Annotated in this window: 16 protein-coding genes and 1 pseudogene; 14 read left to right on the top strand and 3 right to left on the bottom strand. The window is 61.7% G+C overall.

Annotated elements, in window-relative coordinates:
• Nucleotide 1: 1 nt before the first annotated feature.
• From GPK42_RS01270 to GPK42_RS01255, 4 genes are all read left to right on the top strand, one after another.
• Nucleotides 2-508 carry an iron-containing alcohol dehydrogenase gene (locus GPK42_RS01270; protein ID WP_215692950.1) on the top strand — a complete coding sequence of 169 codons (507 nt, stop codon included), beginning with the start codon at nucleotides 2-4 and terminating at the stop codon, nucleotides 506-508.
• Nucleotides 509-659: 151 nt separating this feature from the next.
• A complete protein-coding gene (locus GPK42_RS01265; RefSeq protein ID WP_215692948.1) occupies nucleotides 660-1,913 on the top strand; it encodes a 4Fe-4S binding protein in 1,254 nt (417 codons plus the stop codon).
• 114 nt (nucleotides 1,914-2,027) lie between these two features.
• The gene (gene ychF, locus GPK42_RS01260) at nucleotides 2,028-3,104 is read left to right on the top strand and encodes a redox-regulated ATPase YchF (protein WP_215692946.1); all 1,077 of its coding nucleotides are present in this window, start codon (nucleotides 2,028-2,030) and stop codon (nucleotides 3,102-3,104) included.
• A gap of 11 nt (nucleotides 3,105-3,115) precedes the next feature.
• Nucleotides 3,116-3,499, top strand: coding sequence for a DUF1648 domain-containing protein (locus tag GPK42_RS01255; RefSeq protein ID WP_117765273.1), 384 nt, complete (start codon nucleotides 3,116-3,118; stop codon nucleotides 3,497-3,499).
• A 9-nt stretch (nucleotides 3,500-3,508) separates the two neighbouring features.
• Here GPK42_RS01255 and GPK42_RS01250 read toward each other — a convergent pair whose 3' ends face one another.
• Nucleotides 3,509-3,898 carry a hypothetical protein gene (locus GPK42_RS01250; protein ID WP_195240289.1) on the bottom strand — a complete coding sequence of 130 codons (390 nt, stop codon included), beginning with the start codon at nucleotides 3,896-3,898 and terminating at the stop codon, nucleotides 3,509-3,511.
• A 76-nt stretch (nucleotides 3,899-3,974) separates the two neighbouring features.
• Between GPK42_RS01250 and GPK42_RS01245 the strand changes: the two genes are divergently transcribed.
• Entirely contained in the window at nucleotides 3,975-4,193 is a 219-nt protein-coding gene (locus GPK42_RS01245; RefSeq protein WP_035136926.1) for a helix-turn-helix domain-containing protein, read from the top strand.
• 22 nt (nucleotides 4,194-4,215) lie between these two features.
• On the opposite strand, the gene GPK42_RS01240 is transcribed toward GPK42_RS01245, so the two are convergent.
• The gene (locus tag GPK42_RS01240) at nucleotides 4,216-5,229 is read right to left on the bottom strand and encodes an asparaginase (protein WP_195361400.1); all 1,014 of its coding nucleotides are present in this window, start codon (nucleotides 5,227-5,229) and stop codon (nucleotides 4,216-4,218) included.
• Between the two features lie 267 nt (nucleotides 5,230-5,496).
• Here GPK42_RS01240 and guaA point away from each other — a divergent pair, with 267 nt between their 5' ends.
• On the top strand, nucleotides 5,497-7,095 hold the full coding sequence (guaA, locus tag GPK42_RS01235; RefSeq protein WP_195361401.1) for a glutamine-hydrolyzing GMP synthase: 1,599 nt from the start codon (nucleotides 5,497-5,499) through the stop codon (nucleotides 7,093-7,095).
• 257 nt (nucleotides 7,096-7,352) lie between these two features.
• On the opposite strand, the gene GPK42_RS01230 is transcribed toward guaA, so the two are convergent.
• On the bottom strand, nucleotides 7,353-7,568 hold the full coding sequence (locus GPK42_RS01230) for a cyclin family protein (protein WP_215692938.1): 216 nt from the start codon (nucleotides 7,566-7,568) through the stop codon (nucleotides 7,353-7,355).
• An 18-nt stretch (nucleotides 7,569-7,586) separates the two neighbouring features.
• On the opposite strand from GPK42_RS01230, the pseudogene GPK42_RS01225 reads away from it, so the two are divergent.
• The 8 genes and pseudogenes from GPK42_RS01225 to GPK42_RS01190 all read left to right on the top strand — a co-directional run.
• A pseudogene (locus GPK42_RS01225) lies at nucleotides 7,587-7,808 on the top strand (phosphorylase family protein); the annotation flags it as partial.
• Nucleotides 7,809-8,034: 226 nt separating this feature from the next.
• Complete coding sequence (locus GPK42_RS01220; RefSeq protein WP_215692936.1) at nucleotides 8,035-8,541, top strand: ArsR family transcriptional regulator; 507 nt, start codon at nucleotides 8,035-8,037, stop codon at nucleotides 8,539-8,541.
• A 3-nt stretch (nucleotides 8,542-8,544) separates the two neighbouring features.
• The gene (locus tag GPK42_RS01215) at nucleotides 8,545-10,776 is read left to right on the top strand and encodes a PTS sugar transporter subunit IIA domain-containing protein (RefSeq protein ID WP_215692934.1); all 2,232 of its coding nucleotides are present in this window, start codon (nucleotides 8,545-8,547) and stop codon (nucleotides 10,774-10,776) included.
• Between the two features lie 123 nt (nucleotides 10,777-10,899).
• A complete protein-coding gene (locus tag GPK42_RS01210) occupies nucleotides 10,900-11,373 on the top strand; it encodes a PTS sugar transporter subunit IIB (protein WP_215692932.1) in 474 nt (157 codons plus the stop codon).
• Nucleotides 11,374-11,382: 9 nt separating this feature from the next.
• Complete coding sequence (locus GPK42_RS01205; RefSeq protein ID WP_215692930.1) at nucleotides 11,383-12,168, top strand: PTS mannose/fructose/sorbose/N-acetylgalactosamine transporter subunit IIC; 786 nt, start codon at nucleotides 11,383-11,385, stop codon at nucleotides 12,166-12,168.
• Between the two features lie 2 nt (nucleotides 12,169-12,170).
• Nucleotides 12,171-13,001 carry a PTS system mannose/fructose/sorbose family transporter subunit IID gene (locus tag GPK42_RS01200; protein WP_117843678.1) on the top strand — a complete coding sequence of 277 codons (831 nt, stop codon included), beginning with the start codon at nucleotides 12,171-12,173 and terminating at the stop codon, nucleotides 12,999-13,001.
• Nucleotides 13,002-13,027: 26 nt separating this feature from the next.
• On the top strand, nucleotides 13,028-13,426 hold the full coding sequence (locus GPK42_RS01195; protein WP_055287011.1) for a PTS sugar transporter subunit IIA: 399 nt from the start codon (nucleotides 13,028-13,030) through the stop codon (nucleotides 13,424-13,426).
• Nucleotides 13,427-13,438: 12 nt separating this feature from the next.
• A complete protein-coding gene (locus tag GPK42_RS01190; protein ID WP_215692928.1) occupies nucleotides 13,439-14,524 on the top strand; it encodes a glycoside hydrolase family 172 protein in 1,086 nt (361 codons plus the stop codon).
• Nucleotides 14,525-14,541 lie beyond the last annotated feature (17 nt).

Here is a 14,541-nt window from a genome sequence, read left to right as displayed (position 1 = left end):
TATGGCGCTTCCTATGGTTTACGGCGGTCCCGGCCGGTATGTTCAGGGGCCGGGCGAACTGTCGCGTCAAGGCAGGTATTTGTCATGGTTGGGCTGCGCTGCCTATGTCTTGTTTGACCAGGGCACCGAGGATCGGCTGTGCAGGCAGATCGTCGATGGATTTCTGGACGAAGATCTAAGCGAGCCGTTCTTTAAGATTTATGACGGTCCGTGTACGGAAGAGGCCGTTGTCGAAATGGCTAAGGAAGCCCAGGCCGAGTATTGCGACATGGTGGTGGGTATTGGCGGCGGCAAGATGCTCGATATCGCCAAGGCCGTTGCGTTTTATGCTGAGCTGCCGTTGTGCGTATGCCCCACGGCGGCCTCAATGGATGGTCCGTGCAGTGCGATTTCCGATGCCGATCTGCAGAGTGTTGCAAATGCGGTCTTTAGAAACGAGCGCAATATGGCTAACGAACAGGTCAAGGTGACCAAACAAAAACTCGTGCAGCTCATGTGCGAGGCATAGCTTGGCGTTTGATCGATCTTGTGCAATCGAGGCGGCGATAGGCTATAGACTATTTGCCTCAAAGGTGCGCCGCGTGTAATTTGCCCGAGGCGTGGGCCGATAGCGTATCATTATCTCTTGCTTGTTTGCACTGCTCAGGGAGGGGCCGCGCATGGCGCAGGAACACGATCTGTTTGATGACATTATCGAGATCAGCAAGGGTTTCGACTTTCTTAAAAACCCGCTTGGCGGCGTGACCGATGCACTCGATCCGTCGGCGCCGCAGTGGAATCCTGCCGACTACAAGGAGCGCCCGCGCGGCAATACCATTCCGTGCCTGACCTGCAAAAACGAAAAGAGCGGCTGCACCGCGTGCATGGACGTGTGCCCGGTCAACGCTATCGAGGTCGAGGAAGACGCCATTGAGATCCTCGACTCCTGCCGCAAGTGCGGTCTGTGCGCCGCTGCCTGCCCGACCGAGGCGATCATCTCGCCGCGCCTGGCGCCTAAAAACCTGTATGACGATATCGTCTCTGCCGCTACGAGCCACGAGACCGCCTACGTCACCTGCACGCGCGCCCTCAAGCGTATGCCGCGCGAAAACGAGGTCGTCGTTGCCTGCGTGGGCGATATTACGGCCGAGACTTGGTTCTCGGTACTGGCGGACTATCCCAACGTGAGTGTGTACCTGCCGCTGGGCGTGTGCGATAAATGCCGCAACACCGGCGGTGAGGACATTCTGGGCGAGGCGATTGCGAAGGCCGAGGAGTGGTCCGGCACGGGTATGGGCTTGGAGGTCGACCCCAAGAGCCTCAAGTGCCATAAGCTTCGTGAGTACGAACGCAAGGAGTATATGGAAAAGATTGCCCGCACCACGGGCCTGACGGTGACCAAGCTCAATCCGGCGACGGCGGCACTGGCCTCGGTGACGCAAAAGCTCAAAGCCCATCGCCATCAGATTACCCAGCTGGAGCGCACGCTCAACACCATGTGCGGCACCACGACGACCAAGCGTCGCCGTTCGCTCACGCACGGGCGGCAGCTGGTGCTCTCGACGTTGCAAAACCACCCCGAGCTAGCCCAGAACATGCAGGTGAGCACGCCGGAATGCGATTTTGACAAGTGCACGTCGTGCGGCGAGTGCGTCAACGTGTGCCCCACGTTTGCCTGCGATTTGGTGGGAAGCGGTCGCTTTGCACTGGAGTCTACGTATTGCCTAGGTTGCGGAGCCTGCGTCAAGGTGTGCCCCGAGCATGCGCTCAAGCTGGTCGAGCACGATGCGTCCAATCTGGTCGTTGTCGACCCCGAGGCCGAGGAAAAGGCCGCTCAGAAGGCCAAGGCCCACGAAGAGGCCCAGAAGGCCAAGGCCGAGGCAAAGGCCAAGCTTGACAAGATGCTCGATCAGGTGGAGAAGCTCGCGGACTAGTCAGCGAGCTCTATCTCTGCTTCATTTGCGCCGCCGCGGTGTCCGGATTCGCCCGGATGCTGCGGCGGCGCTATACTTATACGGTTTGAAGTACCTGTACCAAAAGGAGCTGTCGTGTCCCTTTCCATCGGTATCGTGGGCCTGCCCAACGTGGGCAAGTCGACGCTGTTCACCGCGCTTACCAAAAAGACCGGCCTTGCCGCCAACTACCCGTTTGCCACGATCGACCCCAACGTGGGTATCGTCGACGTGCCCGATAGCCGCTTGCAAAAGCTTGCCGACATCGTTAACCCGGGTCGTATTGTGCCGGCGACGGTCGAGTTCGTCGACATCGCAGGTCTGGTGAAGGGCGCTAACGAGGGTGAGGGCCTGGGCAACCAGTTCCTGGCCAACATTCGCGAGACCGACGCCATCTGCGAGGTCGTGCGCTACTTTGAGGACCCCAACGTCATGCGTGAGGTGGGCCGCACGGGCGAGTTCGTCGATCCCGCCGGCGATGCCGACACCATCATGACCGAGCTCATCCTGGCCGACATGGGCACGCTCGAGAAGCAGCTGCCCAAGCTCGAGAAGGAGGCCAAGCGCGACAAGGAGCTCATGCCCAAGTTCGAGGTGGCCAAGCGCCTGCTTGCCTGGCTCAACGAGGGCAAGCGCGCCGCATCCATGGAGATGACCGACGAGGAGCGTGCCGCCGCTAAGGGCCTGTTCCTGCTCACTATGAAGCCCATTCTGTACGTGGCCAACGTGGACGAGGATATGCTCAACGAGGACCTGGCGCCCATCGATGGCGTCAAGCCGTTGCCCATCTGCGCCAAGATTGAGGCCGAGCTTTCCGAGCTCGATCCCGAGGACGCCGCCGACTACCTGGAGAGCTTGGGCCTGGAGCAGCCCGGTCTGGACGTGCTCGCGCAGGCGGCCTATAAGCTGCTCGGTCTGCAGTCGTTCTTTACGGCCGGCGAGATGGAGGTCAAGGCCTGGACGGTTCGTCAGGGCGCGACCGCCCCGCAGGCCGCCGGCGTCATCCACACCGATTTTGAGCGCGGCTTTATTAAGGCCGAGGTCATTGGCTACGACGACTACATCGAGCTCGGCGGCGAGCAGGGCGCCAAGGCCGCCGGCAAGCTGCGTATTGAGGGCAAGGACTATGTCATGGCCGATGGCGACGTCGTGCACTTCCGCTTTAACGTGTAAGGACGACGCATATGTTTAAATATGGCAAAAAAGCTGGCTACATGGGTATTGCGCTGCTCGTACTTGCGGTGATTCCGCTGGTGGTCGCAGCGTGTGTTATCCCCAACATTGGTCCCGAGGTGGCAACGAAGTTTAATGCCGCCGGCGAGGCGACGCGCTGGGGCAAGAGCTACGAGCTGCTGGCGTTGCCGGTGCTCAATCTGCTGCTGAGCGTGGCGACGTACTTTACGGCGGGACGCCAGGCAAAGAACAATGATGACTCCGCCGCCATGGCGCGCATCGTGTGCGAGCGCTACCTGCGTAACGGTTGCATCACGGGTGTGTTCCTCAACGTGATCAACGTCTACTTTATGTATTCGGCGATTACCGGTATGGGCTTTGGCCTGGGCTTTTAGCTTGCGCCTTTAGGCAACGAGCCTGCACGCATATTCAATGGCTGCTGCGAGGCCGCCGCTCGATCGTGGTTGAAAGACTGCATCGGCGGCGGCCTCGTTTTCGTATCCGGCGCCGCGAAGGGCGAGTGCTATGCCGGCTTCTAAAAGGAGCGGCAGGCCGCGTTGGCTGGTTGCGATTACGGCAGCCTGATTGAGCGAGCAGCCGTGCGTTTGGCATCGGATGGCAAGTTCACCTCGCGCCGGGCAAGGGACCAGAACGGCGGCGACGCGACTTGATAGCAATGCAAATGCTGTGCGCTCATCGGGCGAAAGGCATTCAGCTTCAACGACGACGAGCTTGGGCGGCGCGCTGTTTGTGCGAAGCGTGGCTCGGTACATGCGGACCGAAGAACCCGACATAGAAAACTCCTGTGTATTCGGGAAAACGTAAACTATAGTTTACGTTTATGTTCGGCTCCATTTCAAACTCGGCTGCATGGACGAACGTGCGAAACAGATTCTTGGCAGGCGGGTCGAAGAGACACGCAGGGACCTTGGTATCTCCAAGGTTGATTTTTGTGTGGCGACAGGAATCAGCCGACCCTACCTCGACCGAATCGAAGATGGGACGGCAAATTTCACGCTCAAGGTTCTATTTAAGATCGCGCCCGCACTCGGCATGACGGTGTCAGAGCTTCTCGAGGGTATCGAATAGGGGATACCCGTCGACAACTGAATTACGCCATCGGGATGCGGTCGTGGTTGACTTGGCTGTAGAACAGGCGCCGAATCTCGGCCGCATCACGTGACTGGCCGAGTGCCCACATGGTTTTGGCCACGAGCGTCTCGGTGGTCATATCATCGCCGCGCAGAATGCCCGGATGATCGGCGTAAGCGCGGCCGACCTCATAAACGCCCAGATCGAGGCCCTCTTCGGGGACCTGCGTGGTCATAACGACGGTGCGACCCGAATCGACCCAGCGGAAAATTGCCTCTTGGAACGACTCGCCGGACTCGCCAAACTCGGGAATACCGCCAATGCCAAAGGTCTCCAGAATCACGGCGTCGTAGCTGTCGGCAAGGGCGTCGAGGATGCCCGGGTTCACGCCGGGCGTAAGCTTAAGGACAAACACGCGTGGGTTGATGCTGTCGTAGAAACGCACCGGGTTTTCGCCCTGATGCGTGCCGTGGAGCCCGTTGCGCACGATGCGGTCGTTGCGGATGTAGGCAATGGGCGGATAGTTGACGCTAATGAACGCGTTAAAGCTCATGGTGCGCTGCTTGCGGGCGCGCGTGCCGGCAATGGCTACGCCGCCAAACACGATCGAAACGTCGTGCGAATGCTCGTCGAGCGCATAGAGCAGGCTCTGGTACAGGTTGAGCTTGGCGTCGGTAAAGGGATTGCCCATGGGCTTTTGCGAGCCGGTGAGCACGATAGGCTTAGGGCTGTCCTGAATCAGATAGGAAAGCGCCGCCGCGGTGTAGCTCATGGTGTCGGTGCCGTGTAGAATCACGAATCCGTCGTGGTCGGCATAGCCCTTGACGATGACGTCGCGGATACACATCCAGTCGCTGGGGCGCATGTTGGTGCTGTCGATGTTCATGGGCTGCACGACGTCGAGCTCGCAGAGGCCCGAGATCTCGGGGACGCTCTGGGCGAGCTCTTCACCGGTCAGGGCGGGGGAGAGGCCGTTGCCGTCCTCGGTCGATGCGATGGTGCCGCCCGTGGCGATGAGAAGGATGCGCTTCATGCTGGTATTCCTATCGTATTTGCCGCCGCAGAGGCGGAGTCGTTCGGCAGTATTGTGGCACAGGGCGTCCAATGTTCAAACGTATTACATCATCTGTAACGTTTGAAAACACTTCAATTGCCGTCAAATAGGGGCCCAGGTCGTGCGTTTGCCGTGCGCTGATGGCTGCGAGGGGCGAGAAACCCCATATAACGTGTACACTATGAAGGCTATTTTCGTTCATTCACGCGGGTGGGCACCGGCTCCCCGCCAACAAGAGGGGGAACCATGGATCAAAAGGCTTCCGCAAAGGTCCTCGTACTCGACTTTGGTGCGCAGTACGGTCAGCTCATTGCCCGTCGCGTCCGCGACCTCAACGTGTATTCCGAGATTGTCCCCTGCGACATCTCGGCCGACGAGATTCGCGAGATGAACGCCTCTGCGCTCATCCTTTCCGGCGGTCCGGCTTCCGTGTATGCCGAGGACGCTCCGTCTATAGATCCCGCCATCTTTGACCTGGGCCTTCCCGTCCTGGGCTTCTGCTACGGCCATCAGATCACGGCCGTGACGCTCGGCGGCAAGGTCGGCCACTCCGAGGTGGGCGAGTACGGCCGCGCCACCATCACGCGCACGGCCGGCGCCAAGCTCTTTAACTCCACGCCCATGGAGCAGACCGTGTGGATGAGCCACCGCGACGCCGTTTCCGAGGTGCCCGAGGGCTTTACCGTTACCGCCAGCACTGACGTGTGCCCGGTTGCCGCCATGGAGTGCGTCGAGCGCAAGATTTTCACCACGCAGTTCCACCCCGAGGTCAAGCACTCCGAGTATGGTCAGCAGCTGCTGAGCAACTTCCTGTTTGAGATCTGCGGCCTGGAGCCCAACTGGAGCATGGACAACCTGGTCGAGACCATGACGGCCGAGTTCCGCGAGAAGGTCGGCGACGACCGCGTGATTCTGGCCCTGTCCGGTGGCGTCGACTCCTCCGTCGTGGCTGCGCTGGGCGCTCGCGCCGTGGGCAAGCAGATGACCTGCGTGTTCATCAACCACGGCCTGCTGCGCAAGGGCGAGCCTGAGCAGGTGGAGGAGGTCTTCACCAAGCAGTTTGACGTCGACTTTATCCACGTCCACGCCGAGGACCGTTATGCCGAGCTTCTGGCCGGTGTGACCGAGCCCGAGGAGAAGCGCCGCATCATCGGTACGCAGTTTTGGAAAGAGTTCTTCGCCGTGGCGCAGCAGCTCGAGACCGATGGCAAGCCGGTCAAGTACCTGGCTCAGGGCACCATCTACCCCGACATCATCGAGTCCGGCGCTCGCAAGACGGGCGGCAAGACGGCCACCATCAAGAGCCATCACAACCTGATCCCGTTCCCCGAGGGCGTGCACTTCGACCTCATCGAGCCGCTCGACCACTTCTTTAAGGACGAGGTCCGCGCGCTTGGTCTGGCACTGGGCCTGCCGGGTCACATCGTGTTCCGCCAGCCTTTCCCGGGCCCGGGTCTTGCCATCCGCACCATCGGTGCGGTCGACAAGGAGAAACTCGAGATCCTCAAGAACGCCGACGCTATCGTGCGCGAGGAGCTGGATGCCTACAACCAGCGCCTGTTTGAGCAGACCGGCGAGCGCAACTCCGAGCACAGCTGCTGGCAGTATTTCGCGGTTCTGCCCGACATTAAGTCCGTCGGCGTTATGGGCGACGAGCGCACCTACCAGCGTCCGATCATCCTGCGTGCCGTCGAGTCCAGCGATGCCATGACCGCCGACTGGGCCAAGCTGCCCTACGACGTGCTGGCCCGCATTTCCGGCCGCATTGTTGCCGAGGTCCCCGGTGCCAACCGCGTCTGCTACGACATCACGTCCAAGCCGCCCGCGACCATCGAGTGGGAGTAAACGATATTCGTTGATTTCAAGCCTCTGACCTGCGAAAACAGGTCGGGGGCTTCTTATTTTGCAACCTCTGTGCAACCTTTGCGGTTTCGCGCCCCGTGAACAGGGGACGTAGCACTGTTCACGTCTGGGCCCATGTCGGCACCGATCAATGCCCGCGCTGCTTCTGCTTGCGCTTCAGCTTCCGCTGCTCGAAGCACGTCGCCCGGGATTCCTCGCCAGAGGAGAACTGACCGTTCCTTGCGAAACCGCGAGACCAGCTATATCCGCTTGTTGCGGGCTTGCTTGAGCCAGCTCCTCTTGAAAGAGCCTATACCTCCGAAGAACTTGTTGTACGTCTCACCGTTCTCCTTGGCCTCGTACTTGACCAAGGCAAGTTCGATAGTGTAGAGGTAATCCGCCACTTGCTCGAGACGGTAGTCGGTCATCGAGGCCTTGCGGCGTCGGACGACCCCTTTTGAGAGGACCTTGCCCACCGAGTCGTCTCGCCCGCGGAACAGAAGGAGCGCATCCTCGCGACCTTCGGCGACCTGTGCTGCGAGATGGAGGGCTGCACCATCGTGCAGGCCGCCTATCTCAACGGCGTGCCCCTCGTCGTCGTGCGCGCCATCAGCGACAAGCCCTGCGCCGAGGGCCAGGTCGTCGACTACAACACCTTCGAGAAGAAGGCCGCCTGCGACTGCGCCCGCTTCGCCGCGCGCATGGTTAAGCTTTAGGCCCTGCGCGCCGGGGCCCTTCTTTATGTTGGGACCCCGGCGCGCAGGGCCCTTTCCAAAGCGAAGTGTCGAGCCGAAGTGTTGAGCGTCGGCCCTGAATGTTCAATGGCCGTTGTTTTCTGCCCCTCAAGTGGTGAACTTCTCCTCGGGGCTGTTGATTCCCCCACGCGCCCCCTTCCGTTCTCTGTGTTCCCCTTATACTCCTTGTACAAGGAGGTAAGAAGTCATGGACAAGACCGCACAGGACAGCTTGGCAAAGAAGCCCGTCGACATGAGGGACAGGATTCTCGAGCATCTCGAGGCCCTCACCTCTGCCGTCTCGCTCGACGACCTTGCCCGTCTGTCCACCTCCGACATCGCCGAGACGCTCATCATCTCCAGGAGCCTGGCGAGCCAGTACCTCAACGACCTTGTTCGCGCCGGCCTTGTGGTTAAGGTGGCGGGCAGGCCTGTCCGTTATTTTCATCGCCGCGCGTTCCAGAAGCGTTTTCAGGTAAAGCTCTCTGCAAGCGAGTACGCCTCGCTCGCCGACCTCATCCAGGCGACGGGAATCGCCGATCACCGTGACTTCGCGCGTGCCGTGGGCTTCGACCTGAGCCTCAGCTCCGTTGTCGAGCAGTGCAAGGCTGCGGTTCAGTACCCTCCGTTCGGCCTGCCCATCCTCTTGAGCGGCGGCGTGGGTGTCGGCAAGTCTTTCCTTTCTCGTCTTGTGTACGAGTACGGCAAGAACTAGGGCTTGCTGTCCCGCGACTCCTCCTATTTGCGCATCGACTGCACCGGGGTCCCGGACGCCGCCTCGTTCAATGGACTTCTTGACGAGTCGATCGCGAAATCGCGCGGGGGCGTGGTCTTTGTCAACGGCATCGAGGCACTTTCTCCCTCTGCGATGGAACACTGCCTTGCGACGGCCCTCGGGCTCGATGCCTCCCAGGATGCGCCGCGCGCTCGCCTCGTTCTTTCGACGACGCTTTCCGCCGATGATCTGAAGGTTTCCTCGGCCTACAGCAAAATGCCCATCTGTGCCCGCGTCCCCTCACTCAAGGAGCGGACCCCCGAGGAGCGCGAGGATCTCATCTTGAGCTTCCTGCGCAGCGAGGGGTGCCGAATCGGTTCTGATGTGAAGATCAGCCGCGGCGCATACCGTTGTCTCGTGAACGCGGACTTTTCCGATAACATCGCCGGCTTGCGCGCCTGCGTGACGAACTGCTGCGCCAAAGCGTTCCTCAATCGCGAGGGCGACTACGTCGTCGTTCGCCCGTATCTTCTTCCCAGCGGGCTCCTCTCCTCCGCGCAGATCGATCAACAGCCCGACGATGGCGTTCTGATTGACGCGTCTCTGGATGCCGCCGAGAGCACAGGGCCGGTCGAGCAGGCGCTCGATGCCCTGTGCTCTCTCGATGAGCGATTCTGCGCCGGGGAGCTCTCTGTCTCCGAGCTTGTCTCGCAAGCTGTCTCCGCTGTGCGCGGCGTTGAGGATCACTTGATCTTCGACCACGGCGTCGCCTCCTCGAGGTCGCGCGCCTTCGAGCGCGTCGTGGGCGCGGTCCTTGCCGACGCAGGCTCTTCTTATGGCATCGAGCTTTCGAGGAAGGTTGCTTTTCTACTGGCCCAGGAGATTTGCCTGCAGTTGTGGCCGGGTATCGGCCTGGCTAAGCGAAAGTCTGCCTGTGCGGAGCAAATCTCCCATCTCCTCGGTGCCGTGACCTCCGAATTGCCGTTTGCCTCGAGTGTCTCCGATCAGGTCGCCGCAGACGTGGAAGGGGCGCTGGGAATCTCGCTCGATCACTTCACGAAGACGCTTCTGACGCTGTGCGTCGCATCGGAGTCTCGCGATGCGAAGGCCCTTCGGACGCTCTGCGTCATCTTGTCCCACGGCTACTCAACGGCGACGAGCATCGCCGACGCGGCGAACCGTATGCTCGGCATGCATGTGTACGAGGCTGTCGACATGCCCTACGACCAGCAGCTGAAGGACATCGTCGGTCCGCTCCAGCGCCTCGTCGACCGCCATTCCTACTGCACCGGGGTCGTGTTCCTCGTCGACATGGGCTCCTTGGAGGAGGCCTATAAGGCCCTCGAGAACGTTACCGACTCCACTATCGGCGTGGTGGACAACGTCTCTACCGGTCTTGCGCTCGAGATCGGGGTCGGGCTGCTCGGCGGCAAGTCCATCGCCGAGGTTCTTGGCGATGCGACCGCCGCGTGCGTGACGCACTGCAAGGTGATCGAGCGCGTCAACCGTGAGGACGCCATCGTCTTCTGCTCCGAGTCCGGGGTCGACGCCGCGGAGAGGATACGCCAGCTCGTCTCGCAGAGCCTCCCGCGCACCATAGGCGCGCGCCTGCTCACGAGGCCCTTCAAGCAGCTCGTCGCGAACGGGTCGAACGACGCCGTTTTTTCCGAGCACCGCGTCTGCGCCGTCATCGGCACGGGAGACCCCGGGGTCGTCTCCGTCCCCTTCGTCGCCCTCGAGGACATCATGTCGACGGCGTCCGCCTCTAAGGTTGATGCCGTGTTCGGCAGGTGGCTTGACGCTTCCGAGCTCTCTTCTTTCCACGAGAAGCTGCTCTCGAACATGACGCTGCAGAACGTCATCCGCTCCATCACCATCCTCGACCCGGAGCGGCTATTCCACGAGATCGAGAGCGCCGTGCACGAGCTTCAGCGCAGGACAGGCGAGAAGATCGGCAGCAACGCCATCATTGGGCTCTATGTCCACCTCTGCTGTCTCGTCGAGCGCCTTGTTACCAGAAACCCCATTGAGACCTACGTTGGCCAGGACCGCTTCGAGGAGGAACGCGCCGATTTCATCGAGTCCTTCAGGCAGAGCTTCTCGAGCATCTCGACGCGCTATCGCGTAGAGGTTCCCGTAAGCGAGATCGCATATGTCTTCGACTACATAAGCGTGAGCGCCGCCCCGGCGCGAGAAGAGCGCCTCGGCTCCTCGGACCTCCTGCTCGACGAGTGACCTTCCCCGCGCCGCCGCAAGCTGACCGCGCGTCCTCAATAATCCGATAACCCCTTGCCCGGCGCGAATCCGGATAGCGCCGAGGCAGTACCGAACGTAAAACTTCATTTGATAGGAGCAAACATGAGTGTTGTTATGGCACGAATCGACAATCGCCTGCTTCACGGCATCATCGTGACGCAGTGGGCCCCGGTGTCGGGCGCGACCCGAGTCATGGTCATCGACGACAAGGTCGCCGGCGACGAGGTCCTGAAGTCCACCATGAGGATGGCGCGCCCCGCGGGCATGGCCGTCTCGATCATCTCCGAGGAGACCGCGCTCAAGAACTTCGCGGCGGGCAAGTACAACCGCGAGAAGGTCTTTGTCATCGCCAAGGAGCCCGAGACGATCCTTCACCTGGTCGAGTCGGGCATCGAGCTCCCGTCGCTGATCGTCGGCGGCTCTCTTGTCAAGGAGGGCGGCGTCCAGCTCACCCAGCGCGCCTATGCCTCCGCCGAGAACGTCCAGAGCTACAAGGCGCTCATCGCCCGCGGCGTCAAGGTGACGGCACAGTTCGTGCCCGCCGACAAGCCCGTCTCCGTCGCCGACCTCATCTAAGGAGGGATCATGGTCAACTTCACTATTCTGCAGGTCGTCCTTTTGACCCTGCTTGCCTTCATCAAGCACGTGGACTACTACGGCATCCCGATGATCTTCGTCAACTATGCCGTCTTCTGGGGCCTTATCACCGGCGTCGTCATGGGCGACTGGCAGACCGGCCTCGTCATCGGCGGCACCATCCAGCTCATGCAGCTCGGCGTCGCGGGCTTCGGCGGCTCGTCGATTCCCGACTACGGCACGATGGCCATCATCGCCACAGCCTACGGCGTGACCCTGGGCACGGACACGGGCCTCGCCATCGGCCTGCCGGTCGGCATGCTCGGCATCCAGCTCGACGTCATCGTCAAGATCCTCAACGGCTTCGTCGTCGAGAAGTCCCAGAAGTTCTGCAACGAGGGTAAGTTCAATCAGATGAACGCCATCCTGTGGGTCTGCCCCGCGCTCTTCGGCCTGTGCGCCGCCCTGCCCGTCTTTGTCTCCGTGACCCTCGGCCAGCCCGCCGTCAACTGGCTCCTCGAGGTTATGCCCCAGTGGTTCCTCTCCGGCCTCACCCTCGCCGGCAAGATGCTCCCGGCCATCGGTATCGCCATGCTGCTCCGCTACATGCCCACCGGCAAGTACTTCCAGTACCTGCTCGCCGGCTTCTTCCTCTCGGCCTTCCTGAACGTGCCCATCATCGGCGCCGCCATCGTCGGCGTTGCCCTCGCGATCGCGTTCTACCAGCGTGCCGAGAGGGACACCGAGCTCGCCGCCCACGCTTCCGCAGACGCCTTCATCGGAGAGGATGAGTAACCATGGAAAACGAGAACATCACCGCCGTCGAGGGCAAGCCCTCCGGCTATAAGGTCACCAAGAAGGACCTGCGCAACGCGAACTGGCGCTGGCTCATGAGCGTGTGCACCTTCAACTACCAGACCCAGCAGGGCGCCTCGGTCGCCTACGCCCTCTCGCCGATCCTGAGGAAGATCTACACGAACGACGAGGACTATAAGCAAGCGCTCAACAACCACTTCCGCTACTACAACACCCAGCCTTGGCTCGCCGCCATCATCCTCGGCGCCTGCGTGGCCATGGAGGAGCGTGACGGCCTCGCGGCGGCGGACGCCGTCCAAGACCTGAAGATCGGCACCATGGGACCGCTCGCCGGCGTCGGCGACTCCCTGCTCATGACCATGATCCCGACCATCATGGGCTCCATCGCCGCCTATATGGCCATCGAGGGCAACCCCGTGGGAGCCGGCATCTGGTTCGCGCTCATCCTGGCCATCTTCTGGGTCCGCATGCACGCCCTCGAGTTCGGCTACAAGCAGGGTGTGAAGCTCGTCACCGACTTCAGCGAGAAGCTTCCCAACCTCACTGCCGCCGCCTCCGTGCTCGGCCTCACCGTGGTCGGCTGCCTCATCGCCTCGGTCATCGGCGTCACCTGCCCGATTAGCTTCAGCTTCGGCGACGTCTCGATGGAGATTCAGCCGCTGCTCGACAAGATCCTGCCTGCCATGATCCCCGCCGCCATCACGGGAAGCGCGTATTACCTTCTTACCAAGAAGAACGCGAGCATGACGGCCCTCATCCTCGTGGTGATCGTCCTCGCGATGGTCGCCTCCGCCGCCGGCATCCTCGCCTAGCTTCGACCCAAGAGATTGGTGAATCAATGAGAAAGATAGTTGTGGCGAGCCATTCCCTTCTCGCCCAGGGCTTCAAGGACACCCTCGAGTTCCTTACGGGTAAGAGCGACGCCGTCAACGCCGTGTGCGCCTACGTGAACGACAACGGCGAGGGGCTCGACGCGGCGGTCGAGGCGGCGCTTTCGGGCACTGACGAGGTCGTCGTCCTTACCGACGCGCTCGGCGGCAGCGTGAACCAGCGCTTCTCCCGCTTCGCCTCCGACCGGATCCACGTGATCGCGGGTGTCAACCTCCCGCTCGCCATGACGGTCGCGCTCGCGCGCCCCGACGAGAAACTCGATTTCGACGCCCTCGTCGACGAGGCGCGCCAGCAGATCGTCTACGTGAACGGTGCCAGTTCCGCCGAGTGCGAAGACGACGAATAGAGGAGGTCGACGATGAGAGAGTTCCTTAAAGACGTGTGGATGCACGGCGGTGAGGAAAGCCGCGCCATCACCCCCGAGAACATCACGGGCGAGAAGGGCCGCGCCGCCATGTCGGCCAGCCACCTCGGCGTCGGCCGCAAGGGCTCGTGCTGCGTGCCCCTTGAGTCCGGCGAGACCATCACGCTCGCGGACATCGAGGGCCCCGGCATCATCCGCCACATCTGGATGACCGTCCCCGACAAGACCGCCGCCGGCAGCTTCGTCATGCGCGACCTCGTGCTGCGCTTCTACTGGGACGACGAGGAGACCCCCTCGGTCGAGTGCCCTGTCGGCGACTTCTTCTGCAACGGCTTCGGTGAGCGCGCCATCGTCAACTCGATGCCCATCTGCGTGAACCCGACGGGCGGCATGAACTGCTACTTCGAGATGCCTTTCAGGAAGCACGCCAAAGTCACGCTTACGAGCGAGCACCCCGGGTTCATTAAGTACATCTTCTACACGTTCAACTACGCGCTCACCGACGTGCCGGACGACGCCATGTACTTCCACGCCCGTTTTAACCGCGAGCGCAGCACCCGCAGGGGCGTCGACTACACCGTGCTCGACGGCGTGCGCGGTAAGGGCTACTACGTCGGCACCTACATGGCCCTGTGCGCCCTGGAGCGCTATTGGTGGGGCGAGGGCGAGATGAAGTTCTTCCTCGACGGCGACGAGGAGTTCCCCACGGTCACCTCGACGGGAGCCGAGGACTACTTCGGCGGTGCCTGGGCCTTCCTCGACAGGCCGCCCCACGCGCTGCCCGAGGCGCAGTGCTTCAACACGCTGTTCGCCGGCTACCCGTACCGCTCGACGCGCGACGCCACGCGCGACCGCTTCAGCGCGGGCAAGTCGAACCCGAACCCGATGCTCGCGACCAACGACGACGCGCTGCCCAGGCACGGCCTCTACAGGTGGCACCTTCCCGACCCGATCTCGTTCAAGGAGGACCTGCGCGTGACGTTCCAGGACCTCGGCAACGACGACATCAAGCTCTACGAGGGTAGTGTCGAGAAAGTTGGTGTAGAGCCCCATCCGAAGCGAGTCGGCCCGGCGTCCTAGAATCTGGAATACGGTTG

Source organism: Collinsella aerofaciens, assembly GCF_018785265.1.
Classification (GTDB): domain Bacteria; phylum Actinomycetota; class Coriobacteriia; order Coriobacteriales; family Coriobacteriaceae; genus Collinsella; species Collinsella aerofaciens_AI.
The sequence above is the reverse complement of the archived record's forward strand: the minus strand, read 5'-3'. Positions and strand labels throughout refer to the sequence as shown.